At 48.9% G+C, this 19,443-nt stretch carries 17 protein-coding genes and 5 tRNA genes; 3 read left to right on the plus strand and 19 right to left on the minus strand.

Annotation, left to right across the window (positions count from 1 at the left end; all coding sequences use genetic code 11):
- Window positions 1–43 precede the first annotated feature (43 nt).
- The 18 genes from FVF72_RS06305 to FVF72_RS06390 form a co-directional block, all read right to left on the minus strand.
- A complete protein-coding gene (locus FVF72_RS06305) occupies window positions 44–2,236 on the minus strand; it encodes an elongation factor EF-2 (protein WP_147671539.1) in 2,193 nt (730 codons plus the stop codon).
- Window positions 2,237–2,253: 17 nt separating this feature from the next.
- A complete protein-coding gene (gene rpsG, locus FVF72_RS06310; protein WP_013296237.1) occupies window positions 2,254–2,814 on the minus strand; it encodes a 30S ribosomal protein S7 in 561 nt (186 codons plus the stop codon).
- A 5-nt stretch (window positions 2,815–2,819) separates the two neighbouring features.
- A complete protein-coding gene (locus tag FVF72_RS06315) occupies window positions 2,820–3,245 on the minus strand; it encodes a 30S ribosomal protein S12 (RefSeq protein WP_013296236.1) in 426 nt (141 codons plus the stop codon).
- A gap of 21 nt (window positions 3,246–3,266) precedes the next feature.
- Window positions 3,267–3,698 (minus strand): NusA-like transcription termination signal-binding factor, encoded by a 432-nt coding sequence (locus FVF72_RS06320; RefSeq protein ID WP_147671541.1) that lies wholly within the window; start codon window positions 3,696–3,698, stop codon window positions 3,267–3,269.
- A 6-nt stretch (window positions 3,699–3,704) separates the two neighbouring features.
- On the minus strand, window positions 3,705–4,001 hold the full coding sequence (locus FVF72_RS06325; RefSeq protein ID WP_013296234.1) for a 50S ribosomal protein L30e: 297 nt from the start codon (window positions 3,999–4,001) through the stop codon (window positions 3,705–3,707).
- Between the two features lie 10 nt (window positions 4,002–4,011).
- Entirely contained in the window at window positions 4,012–5,367 is a 1,356-nt protein-coding gene (gene rpoA2, locus FVF72_RS06330) for a DNA-directed RNA polymerase subunit A'' (protein WP_147671542.1), read from the minus strand.
- Window positions 5,368–5,376: 9 nt separating this feature from the next.
- Window positions 5,377–7,989 carry a DNA-directed RNA polymerase subunit A' gene (rpoA1, locus tag FVF72_RS06335; RefSeq protein ID WP_147671544.1) on the minus strand — a complete coding sequence of 871 codons (2,613 nt, stop codon included), beginning with the start codon at window positions 7,987–7,989 and terminating at the stop codon, window positions 5,377–5,379.
- 38 nt (window positions 7,990–8,027) lie between these two features.
- Entirely contained in the window at window positions 8,028–9,839 is a 1,812-nt protein-coding gene (gene rpoB / locus FVF72_RS06340; protein ID WP_147671545.1) for a DNA-directed RNA polymerase subunit B, read from the minus strand.
- Between the two features lie 23 nt (window positions 9,840–9,862).
- Entirely contained in the window at window positions 9,863–11,407 is a 1,545-nt protein-coding gene (locus FVF72_RS06345; RefSeq protein ID WP_147671547.1) for a DNA-directed RNA polymerase subunit B'', read from the minus strand.
- Between the two features lie 61 nt (window positions 11,408–11,468).
- A complete protein-coding gene (locus FVF72_RS06350; protein WP_013296229.1) occupies window positions 11,469–11,702 on the minus strand; it encodes a DNA-directed RNA polymerase subunit H in 234 nt (77 codons plus the stop codon).
- A gap of 42 nt (window positions 11,703–11,744) precedes the next feature.
- Window positions 11,745–11,818 (minus strand) — tRNA-Lys (locus FVF72_RS06355).
- Between the two features lie 8 nt (window positions 11,819–11,826).
- Window positions 11,827–11,898, minus strand: a tRNA-Asp gene (locus FVF72_RS06360).
- 128 nt (window positions 11,899–12,026) lie between these two features.
- A tRNA-Tyr gene (locus FVF72_RS06365) sits at window positions 12,027–12,099 on the minus strand.
- A 44-nt stretch (window positions 12,100–12,143) separates the two neighbouring features.
- Window positions 12,144–12,218 (minus strand) — tRNA-Pro (locus tag FVF72_RS06370).
- Between the two features lie 7 nt (window positions 12,219–12,225).
- Window positions 12,226–12,299: transfer RNA gene (locus FVF72_RS06375), tRNA-Thr, on the minus strand.
- An 89-nt stretch (window positions 12,300–12,388) separates the two neighbouring features.
- Complete coding sequence (locus FVF72_RS06380; protein WP_147671549.1) at window positions 12,389–13,609, minus strand: phosphoglycerate kinase; 1,221 nt, start codon at window positions 13,607–13,609, stop codon at window positions 12,389–12,391.
- A 10-nt stretch (window positions 13,610–13,619) separates the two neighbouring features.
- Window positions 13,620–14,288, minus strand: coding sequence for a triose-phosphate isomerase (gene tpiA / locus FVF72_RS06385; RefSeq protein ID WP_147671551.1), 669 nt, complete (start codon window positions 14,286–14,288; stop codon window positions 13,620–13,622).
- A gap of 313 nt (window positions 14,289–14,601) precedes the next feature.
- Window positions 14,602–15,240 carry a transglutaminase domain-containing protein gene (locus FVF72_RS06390; RefSeq protein ID WP_147671553.1) on the minus strand — a complete coding sequence of 213 codons (639 nt, stop codon included), beginning with the start codon at window positions 15,238–15,240 and terminating at the stop codon, window positions 14,602–14,604.
- Between the two features lie 587 nt (window positions 15,241–15,827).
- Here FVF72_RS06390 and twy1 point away from each other — a divergent pair.
- The 3 genes from twy1 (at window position 15,828) to FVF72_RS06405 (ending at window position 19,001) form a co-directional block, all read left to right on the plus strand.
- Entirely contained in the window at window positions 15,828–16,739 is a 912-nt protein-coding gene (twy1, locus tag FVF72_RS06395) for a 4-demethylwyosine synthase TYW1 (protein ID WP_147671555.1), read from the plus strand.
- A gap of 175 nt (window positions 16,740–16,914) precedes the next feature.
- Window positions 16,915–17,775, plus strand: a complete 861-nt coding sequence (locus FVF72_RS06400) for a DUF1002 domain-containing protein (protein ID WP_147671557.1) — start codon at window positions 16,915–16,917, stop codon at window positions 17,773–17,775.
- A 140-nt stretch (window positions 17,776–17,915) separates the two neighbouring features.
- The gene (locus FVF72_RS06405; protein ID WP_147671559.1) at window positions 17,916–19,001 is read left to right on the plus strand and encodes a hypothetical protein; all 1,086 of its coding nucleotides are present in this window, start codon (window positions 17,916–17,918) and stop codon (window positions 18,999–19,001) included.
- Window positions 19,002–19,061: 60 nt separating this feature from the next.
- On the opposite strand, the gene FVF72_RS06410 is transcribed toward FVF72_RS06405, so the two are convergent.
- The gene (locus tag FVF72_RS06410; RefSeq protein ID WP_147671561.1) at window positions 19,062–19,442 is read right to left on the minus strand and encodes a 4Fe-4S dicluster domain-containing protein; all 381 of its coding nucleotides are present in this window, start codon (window positions 19,440–19,442) and stop codon (window positions 19,062–19,064) included.
- Between the last annotated feature and the right edge of the window lies 1 nt (window position 19,443).

The raw sequence follows: 19,443 nt of genomic DNA on the forward strand, positions 1-19,443 counted from the left end.
GGTAATTTCCTATATTCTTTTTAATTATATAAGTTTAATGGGGTTAACCCAGGTAGTGGTCTGCCCTGTATGGCTCAGGACTTAGACCCTTCCTGGTCCTCACTTCCCTTATTATTGTGTGCTGCAGTTCATTTGGCAGTTTCTCGAATCCAGCGTTCTCTGTTGACCAGAGACATCTCCCCTCGGTGGCTGACCTGATATCACCTGCGAATCCGAACATCTCTGCCACAGGCACCACGGATTCAACGGTTACCATGTCACCCTCCTGGGTCATGTTGACGATCTGCCCGCGCCTGTTCTGTATTTCACGGGTTGCGCTTCCCATGTAGTCCTGGGGCACGTTGATGAACACCTTCTGTATGGGTTCAAGCACTGTGGGCTCGGCAGACATCATGGCACCGAATATACCCTTCCTTATGGCGGGTAAAACCTGGGCTGGACCCCTGTGGACTGCGTCCTCGTGGATCTTGGCGTCCATGAGCTTTATCTTAACACCCATAACCTTTTCCTTGGCGATGGGGCCGTTGTCCATTGCGCTCTCGAAACCATCAAGGAGGAGTTCCTTTATCTCGTCGAGGTACTGGATACCACGGGTCATGTTGATGAAGAGGTTCTTCTCATAGACGTCCCAGACCCTTCTGGCCTCTTCCTTGTCCATACCTGCCTCTATGAAGTCTTTCGCGGCTTCTTTACCCTTGACGCGGCCCTCTTTTATCTTACCTTCCTGTATCGCCTGCATCACTGATTCTTCGACGGGTTCAATTTCTATGTAGAATCTGTTGTGCTTGTTGGGTGATTTACCCTCAACCGGGCCTGCGGTTCCTGAAACCGTTTCCCTGTACACCACTATGGGCTCTGAGGTCTCTATCTCAACACCCTTCTCGTTTATCCTGTAGGCTATGATCTCAAGGTGGAGTTCACCCATACCTGATATGAGGTGCTCACCGGTCTCCTCGTTGATCTCAACCCTTACCGTTGGGTCCTCCTTACCAACCTGTCTGAGGACCTCTATGAGTTTTGGAAGGTCCTTGGTATTCTTGGCCTCAACCGCAACTGTAACCACAGGTTCTGATATGTGCTCGAGGCCCTCGAAGGCCTTTATCTTCCTTCCGGTGTCACAGATGGTTTCACCTGCAACAGCATTTTTGGCACCGGTTATTGCGACTATGTTACCTGCAGGAACCTTGTCGGTGTTGACCCTCTCGGGTCCCATGTAGACACCGACCTGCTGGACACGTGCCTTGCTGTGTGAACCAACAAGGAAGACCTCGCTTCCCTTCTCTATTGTACCACCGTAGACACGTCCGGTTGCAACTTCCCCTGCATGTTTGTCTATACTGACATCTGTAACCATAACCGCAAGGGGGCCGTCCGGGTCTGTTTTGAGCATGGCCTGTCCTTCCTCACTTTCAAGGTCCCCTGACCATATGATGGGCACCCTGTATGCCTGGGACTTGGCAGGGCTTGGGAGGTGCTCAACCACCATTCCCAGGAGCACCTGGTGGAGGGGCACCTTCTGGGCGAGTTCCTTCTGGTTGTCATCCGTACAGTACTGGTAGATGTCGTTGAAGTTTATACCTGTCTCCTGCATTATAGGGACGTTTATGGCCCAGTTGTGGTATGCTGAACCGAAGGCAACGCTTCCATCCTCCACACGGACCTGCCATTTTTCCCTGAATTCCTCAGGGGCCATGTTCTTGATGAGTTTGTTTGCGTTGGCAATGATCTTTATGAACCTCTCCTGGAGCTCACTGGCGTCCAGTTTGAGTTCATTTATGAGCCTGTCAACCTTGTTGATGAAGAGGACGGGTCTAACGTTTTCCTTGAGGGCCTGTCTGAGCACGGTTTCTGTCTGGGGCATTATACCCTCAACTGCGCATACGACAACAACGGCACCGTCCACAGCCCTCATGGCCCTTGTAACGTCACCACCGAAGTCCACGTGACCCGGGGTGTCTATGAGGTTGATGAGGTATTCTTCTCCGTCATAGGAGTGGACCATTGAAACGTTTGCAGCGTCAATGGTTATCCCCCTTGCCTGTTCCTGTTCGTCGAAGTCAAGGAAACGCTGATCCCCTGCCAGTTCGGCGGAGATCATCCCTGCACCAGCCAGGAGGTTGTCTGAGAGGGTTGTTTTACCATGGTCGATGTGCGCCACTATACCGATGTTACGGATGTATTCCGGCTGGTACATGAGCTCCTTAATCTTGCTAATCATTTTTGCACGTCTGCTCACTAAAACCACCTGTAAGTTTAATGTGCGGATCTGGCTATCCTTTCTTTCTCTTCCTTCTTCTGGATTGCGAAGCTTCTGGTGTCGTACTCTGCAGCCAGCATTATCTCGTTTGCCAGGCACTCCTCTATGGATTTCTTGTTCTTGAATGCCGCCTGCATTGCACCCTTGGTTATGAATCCGAGGGACAGGTCCACCCTTCTCTGTGGGGATATGTCAACCGCAACCTGGTAACCTATACCACCGTACTTGATCCTTGTGGTCTCCTCCCGTGGGGAGGTGTTTTCAACGGCCTTTACAAGGATCTGGACCGGGTTCTCCTTGGTCCTCCGGTTTATGATTTCAAAGGCCTCCTTCACTATCTTGTAGGCCTTGTTCTTTTTACCTGAGTTCCTCTCGGTCCTCATAACCTTGTTTATCAGTCTCTCAACTATTGAAACCTTTGATTTTGCAAACTGCCTCTTAACGTGTCTTCCCATTGTATGGGGAACCAGGATACTGTCAAGGCATATGTACTTTGCAAGGCCCATATCCTCAACCTTGACTTCCTCAAGTTCCCATTTATCAAAAACTAAACTCATAAGGATTACCTCACAGGTTTTTCTATTTTCCCTTTAACCATTTCCTGCAGGGAAACATTGTTGACCTTTGTAACCTTCCACCTGACACCGGGAATATCACCCATGGACCTTCCTGATGGTCCACCAATACCCTCAACAACGACCTCATCGTGTTCATCAATAAAACCAATAGCGCCGTCTCCAGGTGCGAAGGCTGTGATCTGTTTACCGTTTTTGATTAACTGGACCCTCACACATTTTCTTATTGCTGAGTTTGGCTGTTTTGCCTCTATACCCACCTTCTCAATCACTATACCCCTTGCCTGGGGTGCGCCTTCAAGTGGGTCGGCCTTAACATCAAGGCGGAGTGATCTCCTCTTGTAGTGGGTGTCCTTCCATCTGAATTTCTGCCTCTTGCTTTTGAGTTTTTTTGCTGCGAATAATCCTGGCAAATAAGATTCCTCCTATAAGATTTATTTTATTATAATATTGCTTATGTTGTGCTGTCTTCTGGCCAGTAACCTGGCCCTCTCAATGTTCTGTCCGCCGCGTCCAATGGCGATTCTCTTATTCTTTGGATCGGTTTCCACTGTGGCTATCTTTTCACCGTTTTCCTTCTGGAGTATCCTGATGCTCCTTATCTTGGCGGGCGCCATGAGTTTCTTTATGAACTCCACGGGGTCACTGGAGTGTTCGATTACCTCAACACCCTTGTCGAGCGCCTTCTGAACCTTGGCCACTGTACTTCCCTTTTTACCGATGGCAAGGCCCATATCACCCTTTTTCACAAGGAATGTTACCTTGCCGTTTTCGTCATCCACAATGCAGTCCTTCACCATTGCACCGGTCATGCTCTCAAAGAGTGCAATGTATCTTATCTCGTTTGTGGTAAATTTGATGGTCACAGCAACCTACCCCACCATTTCCAGTATTGTTGAATCACCCGGATCCTGGATTAAGAGCGCCCCCACTGTGAAGGGTTTACCGCAGACAGATCCCAGTTCAACGCTGGTGCCCTCATGGGTGTAAACCGGAATATCTGATAGCTCTGCATAGTATTCTATGTCCTCTCTGAGGTCCTCTGGAATGTTACTGGCCATTACCACCAGCTTACCCTTACCCAGTTTGAGGCCCTGAATTGTCCTCTTTGATCCAAGGATAACATTACCAGTATCTACAGCGACTCGTATTCCTCTATCTATGTCCATCTACTGCCTCCTATTTTCTTTCTTTCATCACAACACTAACGGAACCTGTACCCAGGGGTATAGGCTGTCCTATAATAATGTTCTCTATGATACCAGTGAGGTGATCCACCTCTCCCCTGATACTTGCTCTCAGAAGGTGCTTACCTGTTTCCTCAAAAGAAGCCCTTGCAAGAACGCTTGCCTTTTCACCGCTTATACCATGTCTTCCAATGGATTTAACAGAACCATCAGCAGTCATCATATCTGCAACAAGCATTATGTGACGTATGTCCACTGTGAGACCCTGCTCCTCCATGGTTCTCTTTGCTTCGTGTATTATTGCGTTTCTCGCTGCTTCTATGCCCAGAACGGTTTCTATTTCGTGTATGTCGTTTGTCGTCGTCCGGACCTTATCCACACCCTCTTCTTTAAGAACAGCTCCAAGGTTTGAACCCTCTGTATGGATTACCCATTCATCATCCTCTTTACGGATAACCACCTTTCCTATATTTTTAACCCCGCTTATCTGGAGTTTCCTCACCTTATCAGCCAGTAACCTGAGCTCCCTTATGGTGGGTTTCTGGGGTTCAAATCTCAGTATGCTGTTATCTATTTCTACTTTCTTAAAAGTTTTTTCCACCTTTGCTATTATATCATCATATTCAAGGTGTTTTTTAAGGATTTTCTCCTCGTCCAGTTCTGCAACCACTGCCATATCTGCGTACTGGATGCTGAAGTTTTTGAGGACATCGTTGAGGGTGCTTTTACCTATCTTGTTGGCCTTTTTGCGCACAAATTCCTCATCATATCTGAGGTCACCCTCAAAGTAGATGCTCATGGTTGGTGTGGATATCTTCTTCCTGGCATCCACGATTTCGATGAGCCTTGGGAGACCCAGGGTAACGTTGAGTTCCGCCACCCCTGCGTAGTGGAAGGTACGCATTGTCATCTGGGTACCTGGTTCACCCACTGACTGGGCTGCAACTGTCCCAACCGCCTCACCGGCCTCAACCTTTGCCCTCTCATAGGCCCTTCTGACCCTTCTTATGAGTTCGTCCAGTTCATCGTCGCTGAGGTTGTGTTTTTTCATTGCCTCGGCTATTTCCTCAATGAGCCCCGGCGGAAACTTCGCCCTCTTCCTTTTAACAAGTTCCTGGACCTTCAGGATCCGCTGGTATTCGTCCTCAACTGCGTCGAGGAGCTCGTCTCCTTCAAGACCCCGGTTTCTCTCTGAGATCCTGCTGAAGAGCCTCACCATTTCATAAAGATCCGCTTCCTTCAGTTTTTCCTCCTCAGCGATCCTGGCAACATATTCCATCACAGGATCTGGAAGCAGGATCCCGTTCTTTGAGGAGTAATCCTCTATTTTAGCTGTAATTTCCTGCACAGAATCACCTTACCCCTTTGATTTGAGCCTTATTTCCTCTACGAGTTTATCGAGGTCCACGATCTTTCCGTAGTCGCTCTTGGCAGGGTCAACGCCGTCCTCACCGAATCTTGTCTGTATTATAACTCCCCTGTTGTCAACGACCTTTCCGTCCTCGTTGACTGTGAGGTCCTGGAGGGCGTTGACAAGACGCCTCTGCATGTAACCGCTCTGGGCTGTACGTATAGCTGTATCCACAAGCCCCTCTCTTCCCCCCATGGCGTGGAAGAAGAATTCTATGGGGTCGAGGCCCTCCTTGTAACTTGAGTGTACGAACCCGCGGGACTTGGCGCCGAGCTCTCCTTTTTTGAAGTGTGGAAGTGTCCTGTTATCGTATCCCCTGCTTATTCGTCCACCTCTGACTGATTGCTGCCCCACACAGGCTGTTATCTGTGTGAGGTTGAGCATTGACCCCCTTGCACCTGTGAGTGCCATTATGACTGCGTGGTTTTCATCCATGTCAAAGTAGCTCTCTGCTATCTCTCCTGATTTGTCCCTTGCCTCACCCAGAACCTGCATTATCTTCATCTCCAGGGTCTCCTCAAGGCTTCTACCGGGGAGGGGTTCGAGTTCTCCGTTCTCGTAGGCTTCGATGAGCTGGTCGACTCTGGCCTCAGCGTTCTTCAGGTGGGCCTCTATCCTTTCACGGGCCTCCTCAGGGATCTCCTCATCGTTGGTACTTGTGGTAAAGCCCGCATGCATTATACCTGCAATCGCAAGCTTTGTTGCGGAGTCAAGGAATTTTCTGGCTTCATCTGTGCCGTATTCCTTGACGATATGGTCAAGTATCTTACCGGCGAATGCACCATAGGCTTTCTCATCAATAACGCCTGATATGAGGTTCCCGTCTTCTATGACGACATAGGCATCGTTTTCGCAGTCCATTTCAAGGCATTCTTCGCATTTCCTGCATATTTCGGCCCGGTAGACCATGTTGAGGTCATCAGGGAGGACCGTGCTGAATATTTCTTTACCTGTCCAGTCGCGGCCCTTCCTGTCAGGTAGGGGTAGTCCTGCTTTTTTGAGGATCTGGAAGACCTTATCCTCACTGAAAACAGCCCTTTTTCTTGTAAGGAGATATGCGCCTGATATATGGTCGTGTATTCCGCCTATGATGGGGCCGCCGAACCTTGGGGAGAGTATGTGTTCCTGGACGCGCATGAGTGTTTTGGCCTCTGCCCTTGACTCCTCGGTCTGGAATACGTGCATGTTCATTTCGTCCCCGTCAAAGTCTGCGTTGTATGGGGGGCAGACGCACAGGTTGAGACGGAAGGTCTTGTATGGCAGTACACGGACCTCATGGGCCATCATGGACATCCTGTGGAGGGATGGCTGACGGTTGAACAGGACTATGTCACCATCCTTGAGGTGCCTCTCGACTATGTACCCTGGTTTGAGGTTCTCAAGGACAACATCCTTGGTTTCATTGTATATCCTTATTTTGCGGCCGTCTGGTCTTATAACGTAGTTGGCTCCGGGGTGGATGTCGGGGCCGTTTTCTATGTACTCCCTCATCTGGTCTATGTTCCATTCTGTAACGTAGACCGGTACTGTGACCTCCCTGGCTATGATCTCAGGGACTCCCACCTCATTTATGCTTATGTTGGGGTCAGGGGAGATGACTGTACGGGCAGAGAAGTTAACCCTCTTACCTGAGAGGTTGCTCCTGAAACGCCCCTCCTTACCCTTGAGTCTCTGGGCGAGGGTTTTGAGGGGTCTTCCAGAGCGGTGCCTTGCAGGCGGGACACCTGAGGCCTCATTGTCGAAGTAGGTTGTCACGTGGTACTGGAGGAGTTCCCAGAGGTCCTCGACGATTAGCTGGGGTGCCCCTGCCTCCATGTTCTCCTTGAGGCGCTGGTTTATCCTGAGGATATCCACGAGTTTGTGGGTCAGGTCGTCCTCTGATCTCTCACCGGTTTCAAGGGTTATCGATGGCCTCACAGTGACCGGGGGGACCGGGAGGACCGTGAGGACCATCCATTCGGGCCTTGCAACCTCCGGGTTGACTCCGAGGATGAGTGCGTCGTCGTCGGTTATCTTCTCAAGCCTCTCCCTCACCTCGCTGGGTGTTAGTTTGTAGTCACCCTCAACGATGGAGACGGGTTTATCCAGTTTTATTTCCTCCTGTTCCTCCTCACAGTGGGGGCACTTCTCGCGTCTGGCCTCTGCGTATATTTCCTTTATTATGGGTGTGAGGCTCTCCTCCTTCTCCATGGCCTCGAGTATCCGCTGTCTGTACTCTTCAATCTCGACCTCTGTGAGCAGTACCCTGCTGCATTTTCTGCAGATTGACCTGAGGATCTTGTGTATTGTATCCGCGAATCCCACGTGGATAACAGGTCTTGCCAGGTTTATGCTTCCAAAGTGTCCCGGGCACTCACCGCCCTTGGCCCCGCATGTCCTGCACCTGAGACTGGGGTCTATGACACCAAGTCTCGGGTCCATGAGCCCGTTCTCGATGGGGTACCCGTCCTCGTCATAGGTGTCCGGTGTCACGACCTGGGTAACGGACATCTTCCTTATATCCTCAGGGGACATGAGACCAAAATTTATCCGGGAAATTTTCTTTAAAATTCCACTCAAGGTATTCTCTCCTTTGATTTATTCCCTCAAATCCGTAATCATGCCTTGTCTTCCAGTATGAGTTTCGGGAAGATGCATAGACTCTTAAGCTCATCAAGGAGTAATTTGAAGGCGTATGATATCTCCACAGGGAATGACTCTGAGTCCTCACATATTGGACAGTACTTCTTATCCCTTATCTTGTCGTAGATTGCTATCATACCGCACTCGGTACATACCAGTGCTTCGTATTTGTCTGATTCATCAAGAAGCCTTTCCTTAAGGGCAAGCGCTGCTCCATGGGCAATCAGGCAGTCCCTTTCCATTTCACCGAATCTGAGACCTCCTTCCCTGGCCCTTCCCTCGGTTGGCTGTCTTGTGAGGACCTGTACAGGACCCCTTGATCTTGCGTATACCTTGTCTGTTGTCATGTGGTGGAGTTTCTGGTAGTAGGCCACTCCTATGAATATCTCCGCCTCTATCCTTTCACCGGTTATTCCGTTGTAGAGTGATTCCACACCGGCACTTTCAAATCCATTGTCTCTGAGGGCTTTCTTTATGTCCCCCTCGTCCTCTCCGGTGAATGGTGTTCCGTCCACCCGGCGGCCCTCCATGCACGCGGCCTTGCCTGCGAGCATCTCAAGGACCTGCCCCACAGACATCCTTGATGGTATGGCATGGGGGTTGACTATGAGGTCTGGCACAACACCGTCCTCTGTGAAGGGCATGTCCTCCTGTGATACTATGAGGCCCACAACACCCTTCTGACCGTGCCTTGATGCGAATTTGTCACCGAGTTCTGGCTGTCTCTGTTCCCTCACCCTTATCTTGGCGAGTCTGCTGCCTTCAACGGTTTCTGTCAGGAGCACAGCGTCAACTATGCCCTTCTCACCGTGCCTAACGGTTACTGAGGTTTCTCTTCTACGCTCTGCCACGGTTCCGAACTCATCGATTTCCTCCAGGAACCTGGGTGGTGATGTTTTACCTATGAGGACGTCACCGGATGATACCACTGCCTCGGGGTTTATTATGCCGTCCTCGTCAAGGTGCCTGTAGTCGCTCTCTGACCTGTAGCCCCGGACCCCCTTCTCGGGTATCTCGAAGCGGTCCTCCTGACCACCGGGGTATCTCCGCTCTGCGGCCTCGTATGATCTGAAGAATGATGACCTTGCAAGTCCCCTCTCAAGGGATGCCTTGTTGAGTATCAGTGCATCCTCCATGTTGTAGCCCTCATAGGACATTACGGCCACAACGAAGTTCTGGCCTGATGGCCTCTCATCGTAGCCTGTCACATCTATTATCCTTGTCTTGACTATGGGGACCTGTGGGTGGTGGAGTAGGTGTGCACGTGTATCTGTCCTGAGGTCGTAGTTGGATGCATAGAGACCAAGGGCCTGCTTGGTCATCCCTGCCTCCATGGTGTTCCTAGGTGATGAGTTGTGGTTTGCGAATGGAATGATACCTGCACATATCCCCAGCATGGTGGAGGGGTCTATCTCAAGGTGGGTGTGTTCATCTGTGAGGTCCTCTGGACTCATTGCTATGTAGGCGTTTTCCTCTTCCTCGGCATCCAGATACTCTATTATACCCTCCTTTATGAGGTCATCCCATTCCATTTCCCCGGATTCAAGCTTTTCAAGGTGTTCCTCCTTTAAAAGAGGTTCGCCTTCCCTTACAATGATGAGGGGTCTTCTGGCCCTTCCAGGGTCTGTGAATATATATATCTCATGGTTTTCAGGGTAATGGGTTATGTTCATCTCAGGTGAGACCTCTCCAGATCTCCTCTTCTCCCTCATCTCCTGTACGAATTCTTCAGGGTTTTCGCAGGTCCCTATAAGTTTCCCGTTAATGTAAATCTTGGTTTTGCTCACTTAACAGCCTCCCGGTGGAAAAATTAGTTCAGAACCCCCATTTTTCTGATCACTTCCTCAACATCCCTTCCATCTGAACCCTCGGATATCTTTGCAAGGAGGGCGAGGTTCTTAACAAGACCACAGTTTGGACCCTCAGGGGTCTCGTTGGGGCAGATCTTACCGAACTGTGTCGGGTGAAGGTCCCTTGCCTCGAAGTGTGGCTGACTCCTGCTGAGGGGGGAGACAACCCTTCTCATATGGGATAGTGTACCCATGTAACTTGTCCGATCCAGGAGCTGGCTCACACCTGCCCTTCCACCAACCCAGTTACCTGTCGCTATGGCGTGTTTGAGGTTCTCTGTGAGGACATCTGACCTCACAGCCTGTTTGACTGAGGGCTCCTTACCCCTTGCGAGGCTTCTCTCCAGCTGGTAGCTCATGTCCCTGCTGAGACTTGTGAAGGCCACCCTCAGAAGGTCCTCCATTAGGTCACCTGAAACCCTGAGCCTCTTGTTGGTGTAGTGGTCCTTATCGTGGGGCTTCCGCTCACCGGATATAACCTGGAGGAGCATTTCGGTCATTTCAGCCAGGTATATTGCCTTATCCAGCCTCTTTTCTGGTTCTGTCCCTATGTGGGGGAGGAGGTAGCGGTCTATGACATCCTCAGCCCTTTTCATGCGGTAGTCCTCGGTCATGCCCTTGGCGACCCGGTTACCGATGTATCTTATGGCGCTCCTTACAAGGTACTCCCTTCTCCCCTCCTCGTCCAGTTTCTCCATTTCATCCTTTTTGAGGTTCAGCTTGTCCAGCGATACCTGTATGTCGTCGGCGGCGATCATCTGGTAGTTGAAGTCATCTGATATGCTGGTTATGATGTCCTGGTCAGTTGCAAGCCCAAGGGCCCTTAGCAGTATCACCAGCGGGAGTTCTCCGGGGACATATGGGAATGATATTCTCAGGAACACTCCGCTCTTCCGGGGCTTCCTGTATTCAAGGGATATTCTGGCCCTGAAACCACTTCTTATAGATGTAACTATTGCCCTGGCCCTGTTTTCATCCTCTTCCCCGATCCTCTCAAGTATTATCTTGTTAGGGGCTATCTCCTCCATGGTGACTATTGATCTCTCTGAACCGTTGACTATGAAGTAGCCGCCAGGGTCAGCCGGGTCCTCGCCCTTTTCAATGAGTTCATTTCTGCTGAGGCCATGCAGGTGGCATATCTCTGATTTCAGCATAGCAGGCAGTTCCCCGATGTAGACCTTTTCGAATTCTGTTTCAGGACCCCCCTCCTTTATGAGTCTCATCTCGAGGCTCATGTGGGCCGAGTAGGTCAAATTCCTGAGTCTTGCCTCCGTTGGATATATTTTGCTCTTTGAGCCGTCTGCCTCCTTGATGAAGGGTTTTTCTATGCTCACCTTGCCTGTCTCGACACGGTACTTTCCCTGTTCCAGCTCTATGGGTTCGCTTGTGTCGATTATCTCCTGTATACGGTTACTCACGAAGTCATTGTAGGAATGTATGTGGTGGTCCACAAGGTCGTATTTATCAAAAAACGCGTCTACCAATCCCCATGCACTTTTTTTCATGGACTTCCTCCAAAACAAATTAGATGGTTGAGTTATGAGCTTACGGTTTTTACCCGAAAAACTAGTCCTGCACGAGTCTATATGTAATGAATTCTTCGGCAGTTGGACTCTTACGGATTATTTTCACTATATCCCCCCTTTTAGCACCTATGGCCTTCACCACAGGGTCTGTTGTTTTTATTTTTGGAAGCTGTTCTGGATGCGCATCCAGTTCTTTCAGCACCCTTTTTGCTTCAGAATCATTTAAAACCACGTGTTCCGGAACCAGATGGTGTTTCAAGATTTCCCTCTTCACAATTTAGTCCTCCAGATAAAAAGTCACCGTAAAATTAGATAGCGGGCCCGACGGGAATTGAACCCGCGACCACTTGGTTAAAAGCCAAGCGCTCTGCCAGACTGAGCTACGGGCCCTGAAGGAACGCCCTGGCCGGGAATTGAACCCGAGTCGCGGGCTCGACAGGCCCGCATGATAGCCCCTACACCACCAGGGCAGGTCTCCAGAATGAGAGCATTACTGTGTTCTCTCGTTGCCTGCTTATATACTTTACTGTTGCTGTATGACATACATGTTATGAGTTCTATTTTTCTAGTATTTAAAGCTTTCACACTGTTGGTGAAGTCCCGCCTGCCGGACTTGAACCAGCAACCCTCGGATCTACAGTCCGATGCTCTGCCAATTGAGCTAAGGCGGGTTGATATACATCATTGGGGGTGATGTATATTTAAGCTTTTTGGATGGGACCACCCGGATTTGAACCGGGGTCTCAGGCTCCCAAAGCCCAAAGGATCGACCAAGCTACCCTATGGTCCCCTTACGAAGCCCCGGACGGGAATTGAACCCGCGACCACGAGATTACAAGTCTCGCGCTCCACCAGACTGAGCTACCGAGGCATTTCCAATGTTAGTAACTACTCATTTATATAGTTTGTGGTTGATAGCCGGGGCGCCCTTGAGGGGAGGTCCACCACCTCCCGTAGGGGTTATGGTGGTGCGGACTCCTCAAGCACCCTCACAGCAGGCAGTTCTTCACCTGCAAGGAGACTTATACTGGCACCCCCACCACTGCTTATGTGTCCTATATTATCCTCAAAGCCCATCTTGGCAGCCGCAGCGGCAAGGTGACCCCCACCTATTATTGAGAAACCCTCAGATGAGGAGATGGCATTGAGTATATCCTCGGTGCCTATGCTGAAGTCAGGGTTCTCAAATACACCTGCAGGACCATTTGCAAAGAGGGTCCTGGCCTCACGTATCCTCTCAGCATAAAGTTTTATCGTCTCCATACCTATATCCTGTATGGGATGATTGGGTATCTTTTTCACAGGCACATCCACCCGTTTTCCATTCCTGCTGATTGCAACATCAACGGGAACCAGTATTTTATCGGGAAACCTCTTTTTCAGCTTCTTCGCCACCTTTATAAAGTCACAGTAGCCCCTGTTTCTGATGAACTCCATGTTCACCTTCCCGATTTTAACACCACAGCCTGCAAGGAATATGTTGGCAACAAGGCCCGTTGTGAGTACAAGGTCTGCGCTGCCATTTTCAAGGACGTTCTTCATGACCATGATGGAGTCGTCCACCTTCACACCACCCAGCACATAGACACAGGGTCTTTCAACATTTTCAAGGGCACTCCTGAGTGTTCTGAGTTCACGCTCCATAACCCTGCCCGCCGCTGATGGTACCCTAAGGGCAAAGCCCACCAGTGATGGCTGGGATCTGTGGGCAGCTGCAAAGGCGTCATTTATGAAGTAATCAATGAGGGGTGTGAGTTTCCTCACAAGGTGGGTTTCAGCCTGTTCTTCGGGGTCCCTCTTAAGCACCTCCTCTGAGTAGAACCTTACATTTTCAAGGAGGAGTATCTCGCCGTTCCTCAGATCTCTGATGTTCTCCCTTGCTGCGGATCCGAATATGTCCTCCACGTACCTGACATGCCTTCCAAGTATCTCTGAGAGCTTATGGGAGTGCTGTTCAAGGGTTGTGAAGTCCTTCTTTCCTGGCCGGCTCTGGTGGGCCATTATGACTGTCCTGGCACCCCTATCTGAAAGCTCCCTTATGGTCTCAGCATGGAGCCTCATCCTTGTGTCATCAAGTATTGAGCCGCTCTGGGGATCCACCGGCGAGTTTATGTCAACACGTACAAGCACAGTTTTCCCCTCAACCTCAAGGTCATCCATGGTTCTGAATTTGAAGGACACAGGATCACCGTCACAGTTTGCTTACAAGGTCCCGTAGTGCGTCCCCGGGGCTTTCTGCGAGTATGATGCCAGATGCAAGAAGAACACCCTCAGCCCCAAGGTCAAGGGCTGCCCTCATGTCCTCACCGGTGGATATTCCTGCCCCACAGAGGACTCTGACATCCGGGTTTATATCACGCACTGCACTGACGCTTCCTGTTATAACCCCGGGTTCTGCCTTTGAAACAGGTATGCCTGACCCTATGAGTTCAGGGGGTTCAACAGCAACAAAATCGGGTTTGAGGGCTGCTGCGGCCGCTGTGGTGTTTACATTATTGGTGCATACGACTGAAGCCATTTTAAGTTTCCTCGTCCTGGATATGACACCTTCAATGTCTGGAAGCTTCATCCTCTTCTCTGAGTGGTTTATGAGGGTACCCGCTGCCCCTGCCTCCAGGGCACATTCTGCAAGGACGCCTCCGGTGTGCCCCCCGGCGTCTATGGGGTCGATGTGCTGGGCCAGTACAGGTATATCCACGGCCTCAGCCACCCGCTGGAGGTCCATATGCTGGGGTGCCACTGCGATGTTAACGCCTGTTTCATCTGCAACCTCCTGACAGGTACCTGCAAGTTCAAGGGCTCTTTCACCTGTGGACTCAATGTAGGTCTTAAAATTCAGTATGACGATAGGTGTTTCCATCAACTCCAAATCCTCCGCTATGATTCCTGATGTTTCATAGGTATGGTTGATGTGTTATAAAAATATGCCATCCATGGATTTTGCTGGGGACTTCTGTTCTGGAATGAAAGAGCAGGGTAGAATGTATAAATGAATCTTCAGGTTTCATAGAAACTGTTGCCGGGAATAAAAGGGGTATGTGGAGCTCATGATGGATCTTGGTTTAGAAATTACATAGAAACTGTTGCCGGGAATAAAAGGGGTATGTGGAGCTCATGATGGATCTTGGTTTAGAAATTGTTGCCGGGAATAAAAAAAGGCAGTAAACATTATACTACATGTTGTAGGTTTTCACAACAGTTGTTGCGCGCCCACAGGTTGCAGTATAATGTTTACTTCCATAACGTTTGGTTACCAGTGACGGTTCAAAGCTTGTCCACCTTCCCTCAGAGTATACGTGCAACCATCTGTGTCTTGATGATGCAGATGTGGCTCCCTGGACTACCTTCACCTTGTAGCCGTTTGCAGCAAGTTTCTTTGCTGACCAGTCAGATAGTCCCCAGCAGTCTCCGTATCCTGTCCTTTCAACACCCTCAGCGGTGTGAGGACCTCCAGATCGATGGTTGAAGTTTCTGTTGATGTATGATGCAAGTTTTTCAAGTCCCTCATCGCCCTGGAGATCATCCAGATCTTCGGAACTCGCCGCCCTTGTGTATGCCCTCTTTGTTGTTGTGGTGTAGGTTGCCTTTGTACGGTACCTCTTGTGACTTGTGGTTTTATAGGTAGCCCTTGTCCTGTACTTTTTCCTTGTTGTTGTGGTGTAGGTTGCCTTTGTCCTGTACTTCTTCTTTATCTTTTTCTTTGATTTGGCGTAGACCTTACTGTATTTACTGTACTTTGAGGCCGCATCAACCTTTGGGGTGGATGCTGATTTTGTCTTTATCTTTTCGCCACCGGATTCCAGAAATTCCATCTGTCCAAATGGTATGGTACTCACTGCTACTGCAAGTGCAAGTAGAGCGAGATAACGCGAGTGTCTCTTAATTTTACCGCCTCCGATAATGGCAGGCTATACCCGCCGGACCTTACCATGGACCTTAATCACATCAAGCATATATATAAACTTTTGTTTCCCGAATAAGACAAAAAGGCTTATATATGGCTTATTTCTGGATTTGGGAGCATCTGGTAAAGAATTGATTGCGGGTCTCCAATTCTTTTCTTAAATGTTTTATTTCATCCAAAAAGGAATTCTGATGGCTTAAAAATGATTGAATGGCTTTTAAATCTGTTCAATAATTTTAGAGGGAATATGCTTCTTTTAAACCATTCAGTACTCTTAAAACGGCTTAAAAAGGCGTATATGTATGAATGGAATTTTAAGATACTGTTAAAGATCACAGATATTTAATATTGATGTGGGCACAAGTATTAAGTTATGAAGCATTTTTCTATCAGTTCATGTGACCCACATCCAGGATCAATCTTATAATATATATTACATAAATCACAACGAAAATTAACATTGTACCAGCAAGGATCGTTTGAGATGGGTTGGCAATGTATGCGGAAAAATCTCAGAGAAGAATGGAAAAAATGGGATACCGTTTTGTAGGTGAGAACAGGCATTCAGCAGTTAAAACCTGCCTCTGGACAAAGAAAAGCATAATCAATGAGGGGGTCTGCTACAAGGAGAAGTTCTATGGTATCAGAAGTCACAGATGCCTTCAGATGTCTCCCAGTGTACCTTTCTGCCAGCAAAAATGTCTTTTCTGCTGGAGGGACCTCTCTTCAACAGAAACGGCATGGAATGGCCCCCATGATGAGCCGGCAGATATAATTGAGGGGGCGATTGAGGCCCAGAGGAAACTTCTCTGCGGTTACTTTGGCAATGAAAGGGCAGATAAGATAAAGGTCCTTGAGGCGCAGGATCCCACGAACGCTGCAATATCCCTTGCAGGCGAACCCCTCCTCTACCCTGACATGGATGGGCTCCTTGCAGAGTTCCATAAGAGGAACTTCACAACGTTCCTTGTAACAAACGGCCTTGCATCCAGCAATCTTGAGGCACTCTCTGTTGAGCCAACACAGCTCTACATATCACTTGACGCCCCTGACAGGGAAACCTATGAGAAACTCTGCAGACCCCAGATCCCTGACGCATGGGATCTTCTCAACAGGTCCCTTGAGATCATGCCATCCTTTAACTGCAGGAAGGTTCTGCGCATAACAGCTGTCAGGGACATCAACATGAAGAAACCTGAAATGTTCGCCAGGATGATAGAAAGGGCCCAGCCAGATTTTGTTGAGGTCAAGGCCTACATGTATATCGGGTACTCAAGGAAAAGACTTGAAATTGACAACATGCCCCTCTTCTATGAGGTTCATGAATTTGCAGATAGCATTGCAGAGAGCTGTGGAATGGAGATCGTTGATGAGTCAAGGGAGAGCAGGGTTGTTCTCCTGGCATAGTGGTTTTTACATTTCTGCTTTGACTTTTTTGCTTATCGTGTAATAAGGGCTTTATTTTTATTTTTGGCGTTTTTGCTTTATTTGGCGCTTGTTATGTAGTAAGTGCTTGCTGTGGCCACAGATTAATACATATAAATATCTCCTCAGGTATTAATTAATAACTGGAGGTATTGTTATGAGACGACTTATAATTGCGCTTTTGGTTACATTCATGGTAACCGCACCGGTGTTCGCGGTCTCAGGGTTCTCTGTGACACTCGGGGAGGCAACAGACAGCAACCCATCATACCGGAACGCGGTGATGGACTACTTCAAGTCAAAGACCGATAAGGATATCAATAGCGCAAATATAAAGATTGTAACAGCATCTGAGGTAAATGAGGTTTCTAAAGGAGTTACAGGTCGTGTATATTCGCCATCACAGATACTTTCCTGTGCCATGGTTGACCTCTCATACTCAGAGGGAATCAAGGTTTCTGTGGATACCAGTAAAATAAGGGTCGTGACCCCTGAGATGTATGCCAGTGCCCTAAGGTCATCTGGTATTGACCGCGGCTACGTGGTTGTAACATCCCCGGTACCTGCCTCAGGGGAGGCAGCCCTTGCAGGTGTCCTGAAGTCATATGAGGTTGCTGTGGGTGAAAAAATACCTGAAGAGGCCAAGAAGGCATCTGTTGAGGAGATCTACCTCCAGAGCAGGCTTGTGAATGAAACCAACGCAACCGGTGATGAGGTGGCACAGCTCTTTGATGAGGTCAAGAACAGAACACAGGATCAGAACCTTCAGAACCCTGATGAGATAAAGAACATTGTCGTTGATGTTTCACAGCAGATGAATATCAACCTAACAGAAAATCAAGTTCAGCAGGTTGCAGATTCGGTTTCAGCATCCCAGAGGGTTCAGGGAAACCTCACGGAATTTAAACAAAGGCTTGAAAGTGTGAGTCAGCAGTTTGGAGGATCAGGGATCCTTGATCAGATCTATGCATTTCTCCAGAGCATCTATGACTACATTGTGGGGATGACGTCCCCATAAACTCTTTTTTGTTCATGCTCACTGATCAAGGGGATGGCATCATTTCAGTTACTTTCTCTGTCCATGGCCTGGTGATCCATCAATTCAGATGGCCGCATCGGAGAATGATATATATTGTAGGTTAATACAATATCCATATCATGTTTATAGCTCAGAATAACCTTCAGTTCATACTTGAAGTTGCAGTGATAATCCACGTTGGCATAATACTCCTCTTCAATGTGGTTGCAGTGCCTCTGAGTCTTGTGATGTTCCTTGGAACGGTAATAACGGTTATACTGGCTCTAATATTCTCATTTGACGCCGCCTTTCTCCTCCTTCCATTCCTCTCACACCACGAGTTCACACACCCCTTTGGCCCATTTGCGGTTCTATTCTGGGTTACAATGGTGGCATCATCAAATCTCCTCACAGAGGCAGGTATAAGGTCTACATCGGTTAAGAAACTCTCCCTGCTCCTCTTCTTCATAATAGCAATTGCAGGGGGACTCATGCACCGCTCCTTCCTGGTTTTATGGCTCCTCGGATGGGCTTTCGGGTACTTGCTCATGTCAAAGAGTTTCAGGAGAAGCACAAGGATAACCAAAAAATCGGTTCTATCATTTGTTCTTGCAGGTGCAGGAGCATTTGCACTGATGGAGTTCCTATCGAAGGTTCTCCATAAAAGTGTTCTAAGCCCCATGCTCAGGATCACAAGGCTTGAGGAGAACACCATCCCAAGCCTTTCGCTGGTACTTAAGAATACCACATTCTGGGGGCATGTCCAGGGGTCATGTTACTGGAAATCAGCCTGCCTTGGTGGCGCCGATGGTTACATCACACTTCCAGTTACCATGATACAGAACCTTGGCCTCCCCTACCACATATTCTATGGTGTTCTGGTTGTAAAGAAGGACTACATAGACTACATGCTGCCAGGTATATTTGCGGTGGCCTTTGATGCAGGGTTCTTTGGTCTGCTCTTCCTCCTAGGATGGGTCATGATAGTCACCTTCTCTGGCCTCAGGGTTCTTAAAAAATACCAGGAGCAGAGGCTCAATGGGAGCAGAATGTACCTGGGAAGGGAGGCCCTTCTCATAGGTTCACTCGCAGCGTTTCTCTCACAGAGCCTGGTGGGCCTTTTCATATTCAACAGGTCCTTTAACTCATCGGCCCTGCTCACCTATATAATAATATCCGCCCTGGTAATGGCACATACCGTCACTGTGAAGAGGACCATTCAGTGATCTTTGCGATGACATGGTCCCCCTATCATTCAACTCCCATGAGGCTGTGAAGAGGATCATTCAGTGGTGTTTGCTGATTTCCACTCTGAGAAGACTGCTGGGGCATGCCTCAATACATGCCGGAATCAGAACGTCAGCATCAAGGCACAGGACGCACTTGTCTGCCACCAGATCTTCAAATATTATGCATCCTTCAGGACAGGCCTCAAGGCAGAGCCTGCAGCCAACACACCTTTCAGGGTCAATGACAGGAATCTTATTTATTATCTTAAAGGCGCCAACCCTGCAGGCCCTTAAACAGGGGGCGTCGCTGCACTGTCTGCAGAACACAGGTTTTTCTGCGTACTTCATTTTTTTCTTGCCATGAACCTGCTGGCAGGCCCTGACACAGAGGCCACAGCCTGAGCACATCAGCTCATTTTTAATTACTATTCCGCCCATG

Source organism: Methanothermobacter sp. KEPCO-1, assembly GCF_008033705.1.
Classification (GTDB): Archaea; Methanobacteriota; Methanobacteria; order Methanobacteriales; family Methanothermobacteraceae; genus Methanothermobacter; species Methanothermobacter marburgensis.